Consider the following 17093-nt stretch of genomic DNA (forward strand, 5'->3'; position numbering starts at 1 on the left):
CAGCCCAGGTGGGGTCGCAATTTGGCTCGAAGTTGGTTAATCTGTTCCATGAGGGTTTGTGGTCTTTGTGGTAATTTCCATCAAACCCTCTCCCTGGCACTTTTTGCAACTTTTGTCCTGTACTGAGGCTTGAATTAACTGCTCATCAAATTTCACCCCAGCCAACAGTTGCACGCAAGCAGATAGGTTACGCTGCTGTTGTCTATCTTCAATTCCGATCGATTTTGGCTGCTACCTGAGATAGCAAGGTTTCTGGGACTTCTGCTTGTGCTAACACAGCCAAGGGTAGTAATCCCGGCGTTGTTAGTAATGGTTGTGGATCACATTCCCAAATCCGAATCACCCGGTAGCGGAAGGATAGGTTCCTCTCGGTAAATTGATTCTCAAATACTCCCGCTAATCGGGTTGGTTTCAGGAAAATTATTACCTGCTCAATGTCTTGATGCAGTCGCTCATGGGGGAAACCCCCAAGACCGCGCTGCATCGCTATCACAGCGATACTGCCGATACAACCTTACCCAATAATCCAGCATCCGCAGGGGTAACGGAGGTTCAGATTGGGGTAAGGTTTGAAATTCCAGATGCAAAATAGCATCAGCAACTCGCACAAAAAACAAGGCATCTGCTCGAATTGGCTCTGTGCTCAATTCAGTGTTTAAAATTTCGATATCTTCTGCTGGTTGCTGGTTGAATAACCAACGGGTAAAGGCTTGGGGATATTTTTCAACTAGATATTTTAGGGTACTATCGTAAGTCATTCCATTAGGAAAAGTATGACCAAGTCAGTATATAGCATTTCTAGCTAATTAATGAACAATATTGCTGATTTACCGTAACATCAAAAACTATTATGATATCTCTTATTCTGTTCCCTGTTCCCTTTTTAGATCGCGCAAATTTGCCAGATTTTTACGAAAGGTTACAGTGTTAGGATGATTTGACCCTAACTTCTTTTCTGCAATCTCCAATGCCTCGACAAAGAGGGGTTCCGCTTCATGGTACCGCCCCTGACAATGGTAGAGTAATGCCAGGTTGTTGAGACTAATGGCGACATCGGGATGGTCTTGACCCAGCAGCTGCTTTCTCATTTCCAATGCCTGGATAAACAGAGGTTCGGCGTGATCATACTTCCCCTGAGTAGAATATAGTCCAGCTAGGTTGTTGAGACTTAGAGCCACAGAGGTATGGTTCTCACCCAGCAGCTGCTTTTGTATCTTCAATGCCTGGACAAAGAGGGGTTTTGCATCATGGTACCGCCCCTGATTATGGTATAGTGACCCGAGGTTGTTAAGACTTAGGGCTACATCGAGATGCTCCTCACCCAGCAGCTTCTTTTTCATCTCCAATGCCTGGACATAGAGGGGTTCTGCATCATGGTACCGCCCCATTGACCTATAGAGTTCAGCCAGGTTATTGAGAATTAGAGCCACAGAGATATGGTTCTCACCCAGCAGCTGCTTTTGTATCTTCAATGCCTGGACAAAGAGGGGTTTTGCATCATGGTACCGCCCCATTGAACTGTGGATTTCTGCCAGGTTGTTAAGACTTAGGGCTACATCGAGATGCTCCTCACCCAGCAGCTTCTTTTTCATCTCCAATGCCTGCATATATAGTGGTTCTGCCTGATGGTAACGCCCCTGAGATCGGTAGAGTGTTGCCAGGTTGTTGAGACTGGTTGCTACATCGGGATGATTCTCACCCAGGCGGCTTATCGTTATCTCTAAACATTGCTTACACCATGCTTCAGCCTCGTCATAGGTACCTTGACCTTCATATAATCTTCTTAAGCCAACAAAAGGCCATATTAAATCTTCATCCCTGAGCCAGTCAGTTAGGACTGTGGCAGCTTCGGCTAAATGAGGGATGGCGGAGCTAACTGCTGCAATCTGATCGCGAGTTGGTGTAAAAGGAATTTCTTTTGCCACAGCCACAATTGTTTGACAAAAGCTTTCCTTATAGGAATCGGCCTCTGGTAATTGAGCCAGCTTGGTCAGGAAAAATTATCGAATTAGTGGATGGAGTTGATAGGTTTGCTGTTCAGTCAGTTGCAACAGATTACGATTGATCAAAGAGCGATTGGCCGTAGGCCACGCTACGCGATCGCGTAATTCTTCCAAGTCTTCTTGTGCTTCTTCCCAGTCATCCTCATCTTCAGTTTCGATAACAAACTTCTCTACCAGTGACCACTCAAAAGGAGCTTGAGCAAACAGACTCAGACGACATCCCAACTGCTGGGCTTCTGGACAATCTTTCAAATCTTCCCAAGATAACTCAAAGGCTGCTGCTACTCCCAACTGGGCTGTCATTTCCCCTTCTTCTGTGGGATCAAGTAATGCCTTAGCTGCTAATTTCTTTTTCTCTAAACGTTTCTGAACTTTAGCAATGGTTAAGGTCGGATGTAGATCTAAATATCGTCCCACTAACTCCAAACCCAAAGGCAAATACCCCAACCATTTACATAACGCTTCTGCTTCGTTTAGTTCCTTGTCAATGCGCTCTTTTCCAACAAGCTTACGTAATAACTCTAATGCTGCTTCTCGGGATAGTACATCCAAGTCAATTCGTCGGTAAGAAGCCCCTGGACGCTGACGACTGGTGACCAGTACTTTGAACCGGGAGTCAGCTGGAGGCAAATAGGGTTTAATTCTGTGTTGGTAGTCATTGCTGAAAGAAGCGACATCATCCAGCACGATCAATACTGTTCCTTCTGGCCAATGTCTCCAGCAGTATCTTACCTGCTCGTTGAACTCTAGTTCATCTGGAATAGTTAATCCTAATTCCGTACGCCCAAAACTAACAATTTGATTCCCCAGATCTAGCCCGCGCACTGGAAACCAGCACCTACCACCAGGGTAGTTATCCTGATAACTTAGAGCATATTGTAGAGCTAATTCGGTTTTGCCCACACCGCCCATTCCGGCAATGGCACAAATTGCTAATCGATCGGTCTGTTGAAGTTCCTGATGGAGCTGCTCAAGTTGATCGTCTCTACCCACAAAGTAGGGAGTGCCACGATTAGCAATGTTAGTGGGAGAATTTAATTTTTTTTTTCTTCCCGGTGCCATCGGTATAGTTAACTTTGCCAGAATTTCAAACGCAAAAGCACTGGCATTCCGTGCAGCTATTTCTTGCCAACCAGCAGCATCGGCTTCACCCTTGCTATCGATTAAATCAGAAATACCACGAATAATCAGTGCCGATACCTGGTGATTAGCATGAGCAGCTTGAAGCAAACCACTTCCTTCCATTTCCACTGCTACTGCATCACCATAGTTCTTCTGCAATAACTTAAAAGTACTGGAGTTCTTTGAAGCAACTACTTTTTCCCCAGCGGCGATCGGTGCGACTAAAACCCTAGGGGAGTCAACCGTAGAGTCAACAGATGTTAGTCTTTCTAACCAATCTGATTTTTTGGCTTCTGCTCTCGCTCGTTGAATCAGCTTATAGGATGCTTCTCCTACATCTGGTCTAGGTTCAAATTCTAGTGTGATTTTGCCAGATTCATAACCATATACTTTGGTAGCAGCTACCACATCACCGAGTTTGACATCTTTAATGCCTCCAGCTACTCCTACAAACAGAACAACATCAGGATCGAAGTAAGCGATCGCTCTTTCTGTTTCCATTGCTGCTCTGGTATTTCCTGGACCAATCTCAACAATTCCTACTTCCCAGGACTTACCATTATCTGAAAACTGTCCTAGTTCATAAACTGTCCCTTGTTCATGTTCTTCCTCTTGAAGATTGCTCAAATGAGCCTTAACAGCAATGTATTCAACAGGAATAGCGGTTAATATAACTGCCCGGTTCATAAATCTTTGCTAGTTAACGTCAGTCAGATGTAAGCAACTAATCATTACCTGGCTTTGATCTCAGGTTTTGTCCAAACTTGTTGAATCAGTTAAAAAATATAGTTAACTATATTGTATTATTTTTATGTCCATAAAATTCAATCTTGATTTAGTCTAACAAAAAAAATACAGGGAGTCGGGTAAAAAAATATCATAATTCATTTTATATACCTAAAACAACTTATCGGATATAGTTGATTTTTTTATTTCCTGTTTCCAAGGCTATCAGTAAATTAAATCCACAAAAAAAAAGGAACGCTAACATTTTTAATATGTATCCCGTTTGCGATTATAACTTCTACTTGGTGGTGCGTTACGGGGCGGGTTATCCCAATAGTAGCTACAAAGTTAAAAGGCGAGCCAGCCCCTAACGCACCCTACGCACTAAATTCTTAATTCTACATTCTTAATTCTACATTTTATTCGAATTACTCCTCAAAAAAAAATTCTAAAAACCCTTGACAAAATATTTATAATCGTTATGATTATAGTTGTAAACTTCAAAAGCAATTTTGAACTATGCCTGACAACTTTCGCCCAGATCCACAAAACAATCCTGAGGATATCACTCCTAGTAATACTCCTCAGGAACCTTCCCAAAAAAAATACCCCATTAAGCACATTTTGAAGGGGTCTCGCCGGGCAATAAACAACACCATGCATACCCTTTATGCACGGGGTTACGCCGAAATCTCCGAGTGGAGCCCCCTTCAGCCGACTGGAATTCCTGGCGAATTCATCACCATGATGACCAAGTATTTAAATTTGGGTTAAACTATTAAATTATAGGGGGGGGTAACCCCCCTGGCCAAAGTATCAGGTTTGTTCACGTAGCGTGACCTTTGGTCAATCCTATGGGATCATTTCTGGATTGGTTTAGAAAGTTGAGGCATAACTAAAAAATCCTAGCCGTGGAAGGTTTTCTGCGGCTATTTTTTTTTGGTTTAAGGTTAGAAGGTTAGAAGGTTGAAGGTTAGAAGGTTTAAGGTTAGAAGGTTTAAGGTTATTAAAGGTTGAAGGTTAGAAGGTTTAAGGTTAGAAGGTTTAAGGTTATTAAAGGTTGAAGGTTAGAAGGTTTAAGGTTAAAGGTTATGATATCGAAATTAGCGTTAATAACAATATCTGGTATTTCTCCATTTTTCCATTTCCCGATTTTCCCACACTTCCCTCTGTTTGCCTTTCTCTGGTGGGATTAGTGAGAGTATTGAATACGTACGAAATAAGTACTAGTTGATAAACAACTGTCTTGATCGAGTCACTGATATCATCTAAAGAATGAAGAATGTAGAATGTAGAATGTAGAATGTAGAATGTAGAATGTAGAATGTAGAATGTAGAATGTAGAATGTAGAATGTAGAATGTAGAATGTAGAAGGAACTCAATTCTCAATTCTCAATTCTCAATTCTCAATTCTCAATTCTCAATTCTCAATTCTTAATTCTCAATTCTCAATTCTCAATTCTCAATTCTTAATTCTTCATTCTCAATTCTTAATTCTCAATTCTACCAGACCCTACCTGAGTTTATGGGTTGACTTAGGGTTTCAGCCTGAGAGGGAGTAGTTGATTTTAAAACTGCGATCGCTTTTCCGTATTGAGGATCCTTGCTAGTGCCACGCCATCCCGGTTGACGAGATAGCTGTTGCCGTTGCTCAAGGGTCAACTCTTGGCGAATATCGGGCACAATTCCTTTTAAACTAATATCTTCACCACTGGGTAGGTAGTAACGAGAGACAGTCACCGTTAAACCTGAACCATCGGATAAGGCATGGACAGACTGGACAGCGGCTTTACCAAAGGTCCGAGAACCGATAACAGTAGCGCGTTTGTTATCTTTGAGAGCACCAGTTAGAATCTCACTAGCACTAGCCGAGTTACCATCCACTAGAATCGCTAAGGGCAGATTGGTCAAGGCCGTTCGATTAGCGGTGTATGCCTGTTTACCACCGATCCGGTCTATAGTGCTAACAATTTCTCCCTCTTGCATCCACATCCGGGCAATTTCAATACTCGAAAAAAGCAATCCGCCTGGATTTCCCCGCAGATCTAGGACATAAGCATTCACCTTCTGCTGATTTAGGTTCCTAATTGCCCGTTGCATTTGTTCAGCTGCATGGGAACTAAATTCATTTAAGCTAATATAACCCACTCGCAGATTCCCTTCTTGCTTGACGCTGTAACGAACAGAGGGGATTTCTATCTGAGCTCGGGTTAGTTGTATCTCAAAGATTCCCTGTCCTGGTCGAGCAATCCGCAAAGTCACTGATGTTCCCACTTTACCCCGGATTAGTCCCGACGCATCTTCGAGACTTAACCCTTTCGTAGATTTGCTATCTACAGCTAAAATCCTATCCCCAGCTTTAATACCTGCCTTAAACGCTGGGGAATTTTCAATCGGTTCAATGATTAACGGGGTCTCCGTCTGCTTTTCTATTTCCATGCGAATACCCACACCAGACAGTTCACCAACAGTTTGGTTTGTCAAGGCTTGGAACTTTTCTGGCTCTAAAAAGCGGGTGTAGGGGTCTTCTAAGGTTTTTAGGGCTTTCCGAATCGCTTTATAGGCTTCTTCCTTTGAAGCGTAGCTTCTGCTGAGGAGTTCGTGCCTAGTCGCTTGCCAGTCAACTTGGTTAAAGGTGTTATCGACATATTCCCGATTTACAGTTTGCCAAACTTCATCAACAATTGTTTTGGGGCTATCCTGAAATGCTACAACCACAGAGCTACCATTAATCGGTGTTGCCCAAGACCAAACTGCTGTGGTTGCGATCGCTCCAGTGAAAAGAACACGTTTGAGTCGGGGGAAGTTTTTCAGGGATTGTCTCATGGATATAAGGCGGCAAACTACTTAATTACTATTTAGTGTTTTATAAATTCAACCATTATTGAGGTTTTTGTTAACCAGCTCTAGGATTGCCCATGGCTATGAGCTACTGAGACTACCTAGGTATTACTACTAATCCTACTGATGATAATAACGAAAAAAAATTATTTTATAGTTTTAGTTTCTGATCTGATATACTAAAGGAATATTCGTCTGTCGGCTAATACCGCGAACTTACTCACCAAGTTTTACTCACCAAGTTTCACTCACCAAGTTTCACTCACCAAGTTTCACTCACTAAGTTTCACTCACCAAGTTTCACTCACCAAGTTTTATTCACTAAGTTACTCTAGAGGCTATAGTTTTTAATATACGATTTAATAATATAATTTTAATATACTGAAATCCAGCAACTATAGCAGACTGCCGTTGTGCCAGTTCCAGAACTGAACTGCTGTGGGGACACAGACTGCCATCGCGGCAGCAAAATATTCACTGATTTAGAGCCCAGCTCAGGTTCCCCGATCAGGAGTCAAGCGCACCGAGGGAGTCGCGAGTCGGGATGCAGCGCAGACCTAAGGGGGTTAATCCCATTAGCGGCTGCATCACTATTGCCTATTGCTAGCATGCCTATTGTCTTGAAAGGATAAGCAATATTGCTCAAAGGTTACTGAAAATTACTCTATCTTTTAAGCAGTAAGCTATAAGCCATTCCCGTAGCGTGGCCAAAAGACCAAGGCGAATGGCCAACTGCTGAGTGCTGAGTGCTGAGTGCTGAGTATCTGTCTAACCACCAGCAACAGCTGTGACAATACTCACTTCATCCCCATTGTTGAGTTTTGTTTCTGTATTGTCCAACAAGCGGATATCTTCCCCGTTCACGTAGAGATTCAAAAATCGACGGGGTTTACCCTGCTCATCGCACAGTCGTTGTTTAATGCCAGGACAATTACTTTCCAGGGATTCGATCAGTTCAGAAACATTCGTTCCCTCGCATTCTACTGTTGCTTGCTCTTGGGTATATTTTTGTAAAGGAGTAGGAATTAAAACTTTTACAGCCATAATCAATATCTTGCTTTGAATTCTCAATTTTGAAGGTTGAATGGTAAGCCATCAGCTATCAGCAATCAGCTATCAGCTATCAGTTATCAGCTATCAGTTATCAGCTTATGGGTTATCACAGGCTAGAAGCCTGTGCCACGCTACTAGATCGATGCTTTTGAATAAAATCAGATGATAGCTGACTGCTGATTGCTGACTGCTGACTGCTGACTGCTGATTGCTGACTGCTGACTGCTTAAACTAAAACTTGCTGCCATTCCAGACGGTCTAGGGTGTTAGCCCGCTCTAATGCTTGCTCGAAATTGTCTAGTTTTGGTTCAATTACCAAAGGTTCACCCACATAACCTTGAACTGCTTCTTGGGTCTTCAAGCCATTACCAGTGATGTAGGCTACTGTAGTTTCATCGGGGTCAATTTTACCAGCTTCTACCAACTTCTTGAGTACAGCAATTGTAGTACCTCCTGCAGTTTCTGTGAAGATTCCTTCGGTTTCTGCTAGCAACTTCATCCCTTCGATAACTTCTGCATCAGTCACGGATTCAATGTTTCCGTTAGTTTTCTTAGCTATTTCTAAAGCGTAGATGCCGTCGGCTGGGTTTCCAATCGCAATAGATTTAGCAATAGTGTTCGGCTTGACTGGAGTAATAAAGTCCCGTCCTTCTTTGAAAGCTTGAGCGATCGGGGAGCAACCTTCTGCTTGAGCACCACTGAAGCGCACTGATTTATCTTCTACTAGACCGACTTTGATGAATTCTTGGAAGCCTTTGTAGATTTTGGTGTATAGGGAACCTGATGCCAAGGGAGCAACAATATGATCCGGTAGTTGCCAACCTAGTTGTTCAGCGACTTCAAAGCCCAGAGTTTTAGAGCCTTCTGAGTAGTAGGGACGTAGGTTAATGTTCACAAATCCCCAACCGTGGGTGTTGGCTACTTCACAACAGAGGCGGTTGACTTGGTCGTAGTTGCCTTTGACTGCCATTAATGTGGGGTTGTAAATCAGAGTGCCCATCACTTTACCCGCTTCCAGGTCAGCAGGGATAAACACGCAGCAGTCGAGTCCAGCATGGGCTGCGATCGCAGCAGTAGAATTCGCTAAGTTTCCAGTACTAGCACAGGATACCGTTGAGAAGCCTAACTCCCTTGCTCTACTTAGAGCTACTGATACCACCCGGTCTTTGAAGCTGAGGGTGGGCATGTTGACAGCATCATTTTTAATGTAGAGATTTTTTAACCCTAAGCGTCTAGCCAAGCGAGTCGATTTGACTAAGGGAGTCATTCCCGTACCAACATCAATATAGTTATCAGTGGCAAGGGGTAAGAAAGAACGATAGCGCCAGATCGATTTCGGACCTGCCTCAATGCTCTGCCGGGTTACATGGCTTCTGAGGGTACCGTAGTCATATTTTACTTCCAACGGACCAAAGCATTCCTCACAAACGTGCATTGCCTTGGGCTCATACTCCGCACCACACTCTTTACACTTCAATTTGGTAAATGCGGTAGATGCCTGGGTTTTGGGAGTAATTGTGGCTTGGCTCATGGGTATATCTCTAATTACGCTCTCTAATTACGTTCCGTCAAGACTTGATTAAAAGTAACATACCTCAAAATGTCCGTCAACCATACCCGACTTTTTTAGTCGGGATTAATTGCACCCCTTAAAGACTCATCATTAAGCAGTCAAAATTACTGTCAAGTTAAGTACAAACTTTTGGTGCGATTAGTGATATATGGCTGTGTGTAGGGAACAGGGAACAGGGAATAGGCAAGAGGCAAGAGGCAACAGACAAAAGTAATCCCCCCGACTCCCGACTCCCGATTCCCGATTCCCGATTCCCGACTCCCGACTCCCTAGTAGCGCTGGTGGAAACCGTTATAGTATCTTTCCGAAAGCCGAAAATCATTTCCAATCCCTAAATAGTCCCTCAACTATCCCATGGGCAAGATAGCTAGAAAATATAAATTCATCATCACTTGTCTGACTACTCTAATTTTCATTAGTGCTGGCAGCGCCTCTGCTCAAGACACAGTTATCTTTAGCAGAAAAGATATCTTTCATCCCGTTATCGCTAACAACGGTATGGTTTCCTCTCAAGAACGCTATGCCTCAGAAGCTGGTTTAGCCGTTTTAAAAGAAGGTGGCAATGCTGTTGATGCTGCGGTAACCATTGGGTTTACCCTAGCGGTAACCTTACCGCGAGCTGGGAATCTCGGTGGCGGTGGCTTTATGCTCTTACATCTGGCCAAGGATAACCAAACCATTGCTATTGATTATCGGGAGAAAGCACCAATCGCTGCTACTCGTGATATGTTCCTGGATAATAATGGTGAGGTTGACCCAGAAAAGTCTCGATACAGTTATTTATCTGTAGGTGTTCCTGGTACCGTAGCTGGGTTAACCATGGCACTGGAAAAATACGGCACTATTTCCTTAGAACGGGCATTACAACCAGCTATTAAATTAGCAGAAAAAGGGTTCCCAGTTTCTGAAGATTTGTTCCGCTCTCTGAGATACTCTCAGCAGCGAATGCAGGCTTCTGAGGCGAGTATGGCTATTTTTTATAAGCCAGGGGGCGTGCCTTATCAGGTAGGGGAAATCTTGGTACAAAAGGATTTAGCCCGTAGTTTAAAGCTGATTGCTAAATATGGGGCTAAAGCTTTTTATGATGGTGCGATCGCATCGGCTATCGTAGCAGACATGGAAGCCAATGGTGGTCTGATTACCAAAGAGGATTTAGCGACCTATAAACCCGTGATTCGAGAGCCGATTCGGGGCACTTATCGGGGCTATGAGATTTATTCTATGCCACCTCCAAGCTCTGGGGGTATCCATCTGGTGCAGATGTTGAATACCTTAGAAGCATTTCCGATTCGGAAACTGGGACATAATACTGCCCAAACCATTCATTTAATGACGGAAAGTATGAAGTTAGCTTATGCTGACCGTTCTAAGTTTTTAGGAGATCCTGACTTTGTGCCCGTTCCGATTGCTGAATTAACCTCTAAAACCTATGGTGAAAGCATCCGTCAACGGATTAATCCCTATCAAGCAACTCCCAGTTCAGAAATTGCCCCTGGTAATCCTACTCAACGGGTAGAAAGCAATGATACCACCCATTATTCAGTGATGGATAAGTATGGCAATGCTGTTGCTAATACCTATACTTTAAACTTCAGCTATGGCAGTAAAATTACAGTACCGGGAACGGGTATTCTCCTCAACAATGAAATGGATGATTTTTCAGCTAAGCCAGGAGTCCCTAATGCTTTTGGGTTAACTGGAGCAGAATTCAATGCTATAGCACCGGAAAAAAGAATGCTGAGTTCTATGACCCCAACAATTGTGCTCAAAGATGGTAACCCTTATCTAGTCACTGGCAGTCCCGGGGGGAGTAGGATTATTACCACCGTTTTGCAATTGATTATGAATGTAATTGATCACCAGCTCAATATTGCTACAGCTACTAATGCCATTCGGGTACATCATCAATGGTTACCGGATCAACTTTTTATAGAACAGGGTTTGAATGGTGATACAATCCAGTTATTGAAGTATAAAGGATATAAGATTTCGGTGGCTAATGCTATGGGGAGTACCCAGAGTATTATGTACATTAACAATTCATTTGAAGGTGCATCTGATCCTCGCCGACCTGGTGCCTTAACCTTAGGTTATTAACATAGCATTTACTTTAGCAATCCGTGTAGGAATTGTGGGAGTTTTGGATCGTAAATTCCCTACTCCCGTCTTGATGCAAAGCGCGAGTGGGGGAAACCACGCCAGTTGCTCATGGGGGGAACCCCCGCATGAAGGCACTGGCTCCCCAAGACCGCGCTGCATCGCTACTCCCTACTCCCTACTCCCTACTCCCTACTCCCTATTCCCTATTCCCTATTCCCTGTTCCCTTTGCTATTACATGCCTCCACCTGAGCCTAAGAATAAATGCCTAGATTGCTTAGGGATGAAATTGGAAGGAACGCTGATTCCGCCAAATAAACAAAAACGTAAGTTTTGGCAAAAACCCTCTAAAATCCCGCAGATTCATTTATACCTAACCATCCAATTTAAGCAACAGTGGGAACAGTTGCTCGAAGGTCGTGTTAAATTTGGACTCAAAGGTGGAGTACTGCGTCTTCATCTCCAAAATGGTAATATCCCCTATGAATTCCGTGACCTTGGTGGTTATCTTCAACTGGTAACAGTAGGTAATCAACAGTCATCATGGCCGAGTTGTGATATCAACCAGCGTCCAACAGATCCTAATGGCAACAGGGAAAAAGGGGGAGGTGTTGTTACTCCAGAAGCTACCCAATCGCAATCCCACGAGACATCCCAACTAGAATATCAACCAGAATTCTACGAGACATCCCAACTGCAATCCTACGAGACATCCCACGAGACTGACCAAGTTTCCTGGTGCCACATTACCAATCAAGTTTCGGCAGAAAATCCTGCCTGGATTTTTGAAGAAGAGAAGGGGAATGGTGTTTTATTTGGTTCCCTGAATCGGGTAAAGCTAGCAACTGTCAATGTCACTGCTTTACCCTGTTGTATCCAAGCAATCTTTGAAGTATCCCAGCGGGATATTTGTGTAACTGAAGTTGAGGGGTTGTGGTCCTCAAACCTTACCCGCAATAAAACCGTTGTGCTAAACAGACTGATTGTGGAACATTTGTTGGTAACTAGACTTAAGCCCTATCTGTCTCGAGTGGAATTGCAATATGGGTGAGGAAAAATCTCAACCGATTCTGCTAAGCCTGATCAAGCGGGTTTTAGTGGCAGAAACAGACAATCTTGAGCAGTTGACCGCAATGGTTGGGCTGAATCTGGCTGATGACTTCACTGCAGCTGACTTAAGTTACACTGACCTCAGCCAAGCTAGGTTGATGGCAGCGGATTTCAGAGGAACGGATTTCCGGGGGGCTAACCTCCAAGGTGCCAACTTATGTAATGCTGACTTGAGGGGGGCTGATTTCAGTCGTGCGAATCTAAGCATGAGCCACTTCAGGAGTGCTAATCTCCAGGGGGTAAGCCTTGGTGGTGCTGACCTGAGGGGGATACGATTAGATGGGGCTAATGTCAGGGATGGTGATCTCAGTGGTGCTGACTTGAGGGGAGCTGACGTCAGGAAAACTGACCTGACTGGTGTCAATCTTAGCGAGGCTAAATTGGGAGGTGCTTACCTCCAGGGGGCTAAACTCAGGGGGGCTAATCTGGGTAGTGCGATTTTGAGCAGAGCTAACCTTCAGGGCACTAACTTCATCCGTGCCCACCTGGGGGGGGCTGATTTGAGGTGTGTTGATTTATCTTATGCTAACTTGAGCCGTGCTGAGCTTAGTGAAGCTAATCTCAAAGGTGCGAAACTGAGGGGAACTAATCTCAAAGGTGCTGATTTAAGTTTAGCAGATATGACCCAAGTCTGCCTGATTCGTGCTAATTTGAGTTATGTCCATCTGATTCGTGCCAAGCTACGCAAAGCTGAGCTGATTCGTACTGACTTAAGTCACAGTGATCTCAGGGGAGTTGATCTTCAGGGAGCTGACTTGAGTTTGGCTATCTTTGAAAATGCTGACCTTAGGAGTGCTAATCTCAGAAGTGCGAAGATGAATCTTACCGAGTTACATGGTGCCAATCTCAGGGGGGCTGATTTTAGTGATGCTGACATTAGGGGGGCAAAAGTTAAAGGGGCTAGGTTCGCTAAAAATAGAGGTATTTCTAATCAGATGAGACGGGTTTTGATGCGGTTAGGGGCAATTTTTGAAGATGATGACCGCGATAGCTCTATAGTAATTATTCCTCGTTAAGTTACGGAGTATCTGTCGGTAAATTGTAGCGCTGGGGGCAGGGAATCGGGAATCGGGAATCGGGAATCGGGAATCGGGAAAAAGTTATGAAAAAACTTTTTATATAAGTTTTAGCAATTCCTCTTGATGCAGTAGCGAGTAGGGTGCGTTAGGCTTGGCCTTAACGCACCCACAAGATCTATTACAAGACCGCGATCGCATTTCTTCAAGCAACGTTATCCCCTGAGGTACGTAAGGGAATTAGAGGCAGCAGGGGAGACAGGGGAATCAGAGACACCTTTGAGGTTTCAGTCTTGGCAGGCTCGGGTGCTTGGAAAGGTTGCTCAAATTGCTCAAACTGCATTTCGGACACTGGTTGCTGTAACAATTTTTCTAATGCAATTTGCGGTTGGACTTCAGCAATATCTTCTTCGAGGATTTGATTGAGCTTAATTTTGTCTTCTATTTCCAGAGTAGTAATTGCTTCGACAAGAGATTCGAAAGGAATTAGCATTTTGACAGCAGCTTGTATCATATTTTACCTTCCGGGATTATGTTTATATGATTACTTAAGTTACTATAGTAGCCCCAATTTACCTCTGTGGTAACTCCAGTTTATGTTTATTAACATAAAATTCCAAGTCAGAATTTTAACTGTTGACTATTTTACAAAAATGTGTTTAATCCAGCCATAAAATTTTACCAGCTATGGTTATTGTCAACAGATCAGGACATAGGATTAAAATGAGCAAAAATGTAGTTAAACATACTATTAAGCATGGAAAACTACTTTTCTCTGGCTTACTAAGCAGGGATTCTAGGATGTCTGTATAATTACTCTAATAAAAATCTCCCGATCTCCCCATCCTCACAGGGGTAGGTTGTTTACATTTAGGTCGGGAGTCGGGAGTCGGGAGTCGGGAGTCGGGAGTCGGGAAAAGCAGGAAATGGGGAGAATTATCCCGGAAATTATTGTGTATTTTGATACGAATTTTGAGGAATTTCTACGTAATCAAAGTACCTACTCGCCCCTTTGTAAAAAACCTACCCTTGTGAAATCTGCCCACACTTCCCACACTTCCCACACTTCCCACACTTCCCACACTTCCCGCGCCCCTGCCCCATCTCCCCATCTCCCCATCTCCCCATCTCCCCATCTCCCCATCTCCCCATCTCCCCATCTCCCCATCTCCCCACACTTCCCACAGGTTTATTATGGGTATTCAACCGGACGAATAATCAAGATTTGGCAGTAAAATCACCAACATCTCTATTACTTCGGTCGGGTGTGATGGAACCAACAGAAGCACAATATCTAATTCTCAATGCTTTGGATACCTTAGGATTACTAGAAAATACTGTTTATGACCAAGACAATGGCATTTGGTACATCAGCACTGCTAGCCTTCTTCTGCCCTTTGCTATGCTTTTACCAAATGGTGAAATTACCCCGATTACACCTGTAGCCGAATTATGAAGCCCTTAAGTGAATTACAACAACAGCAATATCAACGAATGATAGAACTCTCCACTCTGGCCCGTAAGCGATATCTGGACTCCGGAGGAGATCCAAACCGAGCCTCAGGGAGTCTACACAATGAAAATTACATGACTGCGGAAGAACAGCAGGAATTCTTGATATTAGCTAGGGCACTTTCTGGGATTTATACGAATAATGGTTATGTTTACTGTCAAGGGCGCTCTTGGAAATTACCGGAAGTGTTGAATAAGGACTAGGGGAGAGTGTGGGTAAAACCTACCCCTGCTTCCTTCTTCCTTTAATACCACAAATTTCCCTTAATTCTTCTTCGTCTTTATGAGTGACTAGGTAATCATGGAGCCAATCACAACTCTGTGCCACTAAATCCTCTAGATCTAAATTCCATAAAATTACGGTCTTGTCCAAACTAGCAGAAGCAAGAGTCTTGCCATCTGGGCTAAAGGCTACGCTCTTGACACCATCCCTATGTCCGGTGAGGGTGTGCAGTAGTTTTCCTTCCAGATTCCATAGTTTCACCATGTTGTCATTACTAGCAGAAGCGATAGTTTGGCTGTCTGGGCTAAAGGCGACGCTAGTCACAGGTGCGCTATGTCCATAGAAGGTTTGCAGTTTCTGGCCTTCTCGATTCCACAGTGTCATGGTGTTGTCACCACTAGCAGAAGCGATAGTTTTACCATCTGGGCTAAAGGCGATGCTATTGACCCAATTGCTATGTCCGGTGAGGGTTTGCAATAGTTGGCCTTCTCGATTCCACAGTTTCACCGTGGTGTCCCGACTAGCAGAAGCGATAGTTTTACCGTCTGGGCTAAAGGCGACACTCTGGACACCATCCCTATGTCCGGTGAGGGTTTGCAATAGTTGGCCTTTGTGATTCCACAGTTTCACCGTCTTGTCCCCACCAGCAGAAGCGATAGTCTGGCCGTCTGGGCTAAAGACGACGCTCCGGACATAATTGTTATGTCCGGTGAGGGTTTGCAATAGTTGGCCTTTGTGATTCCACAGTTTCACCGTGGTGTCCCGACTAGCAGAAGCGATAGTCTGGCCGTCTGGGCTAAAGGCGACGCTCGGGACATAATTGTTATGTCCGGTGAGGGTTTGCAATAGTTGGCCTTTGTGATTCCACAGTTTCACCGTCTTGTCCCCACTAGCAGTAGCGATAGTTTGGCTATCTTGGCTAAAGGCGACGCTATTGACACGTTTTCTATGTCCAGTCAGGGTGTGCAGTAGTACTTGGCCTTGATAATTCCACAGTTTCACCGTGTTGTCACTACCACCAGAAGCGATGGTCTTACCATCTCGGCTAAAGGCGACCTCATAGACGGGTGCCCTATGTCCGGTGAGGGTGTGCAGGTGTTTGCCTGCGCGATTCCACAGTTTGACGGTGTTGTCCCAACTAGCAGAAGCAATGGTCTGGCCATCTCGGTTAAAGGCCACGCCATAGACCCGAGAGCTATGCCCAGTGAGGGTACGCAGTAGTTTGCCTTCGAGATTCCACAGTTTGACGGTGTTGTCCCTACTAGCAGAAGCTATAGTCTGGCCATCGGGGCTAAAGACGACGCTATTGACAGAATCGCTATGTCCAGTGAAGGTGAGCAGTTCCTTGCCGTCTAGATTCCACAGTTTCACCATCTTGTCCACACCAGCAGTAGCGATAGTTTGGCCATCTGGGCTAAAGGCGACGCTATTGACAGAATCGCTATGTCCAGTGAAGCTGAGCTGTGGTTTGCCTTCTCGATTCCACAGTTTCACCGTCTTGTCATTACTAGCAGTAGCGATAGTCTGGCCATCGGGGCTAAAGGCGACGCTCATGACAGTTGCCCTATGTCCGGTGAGGGTTTGCAGGTATTGACCATCTAGGCTCCACAGTTTCACCGTGTTGTCCCCACTAGCAGTAGCGATAGTTTCGCCGTCTGGGCTAAAGGCAACACTAATGACCCGAGCGCCTGACTGACGGACACTTTTTTTTGTACATTTAGCAGTACATTTAGGCCCAGGCATCAAATTCCTGAATCAGAGAGAAGGTAATCTTTCGATAGTAGCGGTCACGAGCTTTTTGGGAAGCGAAACAAG

At 44.3% G+C, this 17093-nt stretch carries 17 protein-coding genes; 6 read left to right on the top strand and 11 right to left on the bottom strand.

The genetic code is table 11. From position 1 onward, the window contains the following. Positions 1 to 208: 208 nt before the first annotated feature. The 4 genes from F6K51_RS30930 to F6K51_RS38680 form a co-directional block, all read right to left on the bottom strand. Positions 209 to 484, bottom strand: coding sequence for a hypothetical protein (locus tag F6K51_RS30930; protein WP_293027777.1), 276 nt, complete (start codon positions 482 to 484; stop codon positions 209 to 211). Continuing rightward, positions 453 to 758: a hypothetical protein gene (locus F6K51_RS30935; RefSeq protein WP_293027779.1), complete on the bottom strand. Its 306-nt coding sequence runs from the start codon at positions 756 to 758 to the stop codon at positions 453 to 455. The genes F6K51_RS30930 and F6K51_RS30935 overlap by 32 nt, the downstream gene beginning before the upstream one ends. A gap of 102 nt (positions 759 to 860) precedes the next feature. After that, positions 861 to 1931: a tetratricopeptide repeat protein gene (locus tag F6K51_RS38675; RefSeq protein WP_365940393.1), complete on the bottom strand. Its 1071-nt coding sequence runs from the start codon at positions 1929 to 1931 to the stop codon at positions 861 to 863. 69 nt (positions 1932 to 2000) lie between these two features. Continuing rightward, positions 2001 to 3812 carry an NB-ARC domain-containing protein gene (locus tag F6K51_RS38680; protein WP_365940394.1) on the bottom strand — a complete coding sequence of 604 codons (1812 nt, stop codon included), beginning with the start codon at positions 3810 to 3812 and terminating at the stop codon, positions 2001 to 2003. A gap of 558 nt (positions 3813 to 4370) precedes the next feature. On the opposite strand from F6K51_RS38680, the gene F6K51_RS30950 reads away from it, so the two are divergent. Further along, positions 4371 to 4625, top strand: a complete 255-nt coding sequence (locus F6K51_RS30950) for a hypothetical protein (RefSeq protein WP_293027782.1) — start codon at positions 4371 to 4373, stop codon at positions 4623 to 4625. Positions 4626 to 5355: 730 nt separating this feature from the next. Here the strand turns inward: F6K51_RS30950 and ctpB are convergent. From ctpB to F6K51_RS30970, 4 genes are all read right to left on the bottom strand, one after another. Continuing rightward, positions 5356 to 6678 (bottom strand): carboxyl-terminal processing protease CtpB, encoded by a 1323-nt coding sequence (gene ctpB, locus F6K51_RS30955; protein WP_293027786.1) that lies wholly within the window; start codon positions 6676 to 6678, stop codon positions 5356 to 5358. 783 nt (positions 6679 to 7461) lie between these two features. Continuing rightward, a complete protein-coding gene (locus F6K51_RS30960; RefSeq protein ID WP_293027789.1) occupies positions 7462 to 7737 on the bottom strand; it encodes a MoaD/ThiS family protein in 276 nt (91 codons plus the stop codon). A 235-nt stretch (positions 7738 to 7972) separates the two neighbouring features. Next, on the bottom strand, positions 7973 to 9277 hold the full coding sequence (gene thrC, locus F6K51_RS30965; protein WP_293027792.1) for a threonine synthase: 1305 nt from the start codon (positions 9275 to 9277) through the stop codon (positions 7973 to 7975). 157 nt (positions 9278 to 9434) lie between these two features. After that, complete coding sequence (locus tag F6K51_RS30970) at positions 9435 to 9641, bottom strand: hypothetical protein (protein ID WP_293027795.1); 207 nt, start codon at positions 9639 to 9641, stop codon at positions 9435 to 9437. A gap of 32 nt (positions 9642 to 9673) precedes the next feature. Between F6K51_RS30970 and ggt the strand changes: the two genes are divergently transcribed. The 3 genes from ggt (at position 9674) to F6K51_RS30985 (ending at position 13543) form a co-directional block, all read left to right on the top strand. Then, on the top strand, positions 9674 to 11416 hold the full coding sequence (ggt, locus tag F6K51_RS30975) for a gamma-glutamyltransferase (RefSeq protein WP_293027799.1): 1743 nt from the start codon (positions 9674 to 9676) through the stop codon (positions 11414 to 11416). A 128-nt stretch (positions 11417 to 11544) separates the two neighbouring features. Then, positions 11545 to 12468: a hypothetical protein gene (locus F6K51_RS30980; RefSeq protein WP_293027804.1), complete on the top strand. Its 924-nt coding sequence runs from the start codon at positions 11545 to 11547 to the stop codon at positions 12466 to 12468. Continuing rightward, positions 12461 to 13543: a pentapeptide repeat-containing protein gene (locus tag F6K51_RS30985; RefSeq protein WP_293027808.1), complete on the top strand. Its 1083-nt coding sequence runs from the start codon at positions 12461 to 12463 to the stop codon at positions 13541 to 13543. The genes F6K51_RS30980 and F6K51_RS30985 overlap by 8 nt, the downstream gene beginning before the upstream one ends. Positions 13544 to 13748: 205 nt before the next feature. Here the strand turns inward: F6K51_RS30985 and F6K51_RS30990 are convergent, their stop codons facing one another. Beyond that, a complete protein-coding gene (locus F6K51_RS30990) occupies positions 13749 to 14036 on the bottom strand; it encodes a hypothetical protein (RefSeq protein ID WP_293027813.1) in 288 nt (95 codons plus the stop codon). Positions 14037 to 14543: 507 nt separating this feature from the next. Beyond that, complete coding sequence (locus F6K51_RS30995; protein ID WP_293027818.1) at positions 14544 to 14711, bottom strand: hypothetical protein; 168 nt, start codon at positions 14709 to 14711, stop codon at positions 14544 to 14546. 102 nt (positions 14712 to 14813) lie between these two features. Here F6K51_RS30995 and F6K51_RS31000 point away from each other — a divergent pair, with 102 nt between their 5' ends. Together F6K51_RS31000 and F6K51_RS31005 are read left to right on the top strand one after the other, a co-directional pair. Next, entirely contained in the window at positions 14814 to 14999 is a 186-nt protein-coding gene (locus F6K51_RS31000; protein ID WP_070392097.1) for a hypothetical protein, read from the top strand. Further along, the gene (locus tag F6K51_RS31005; protein ID WP_293027823.1) at positions 14996 to 15259 is read left to right on the top strand and encodes a hypothetical protein; all 264 of its coding nucleotides are present in this window, start codon (positions 14996 to 14998) and stop codon (positions 15257 to 15259) included. Before F6K51_RS31000 ends, F6K51_RS31005 begins: the two co-directional genes overlap by 4 nt. A gap of 19 nt (positions 15260 to 15278) precedes the next feature. Here the strand turns inward: F6K51_RS31005 and F6K51_RS31010 are convergent, their stop codons facing one another. Then, the gene (locus F6K51_RS31010; protein WP_293027827.1) at positions 15279 to 17021 is read right to left on the bottom strand and encodes a WD40 repeat domain-containing protein; all 1743 of its coding nucleotides are present in this window, start codon (positions 17019 to 17021) and stop codon (positions 15279 to 15281) included. Positions 17022 to 17093 lie beyond the last annotated feature (72 nt).

Origin of the sequence: Moorena sp. SIO3I8 (assembly GCF_010692325.1) — a bacterium.
Lineage (GTDB): Bacteria > Cyanobacteriota > Cyanobacteriia > Cyanobacteriales > Coleofasciculaceae > Moorena.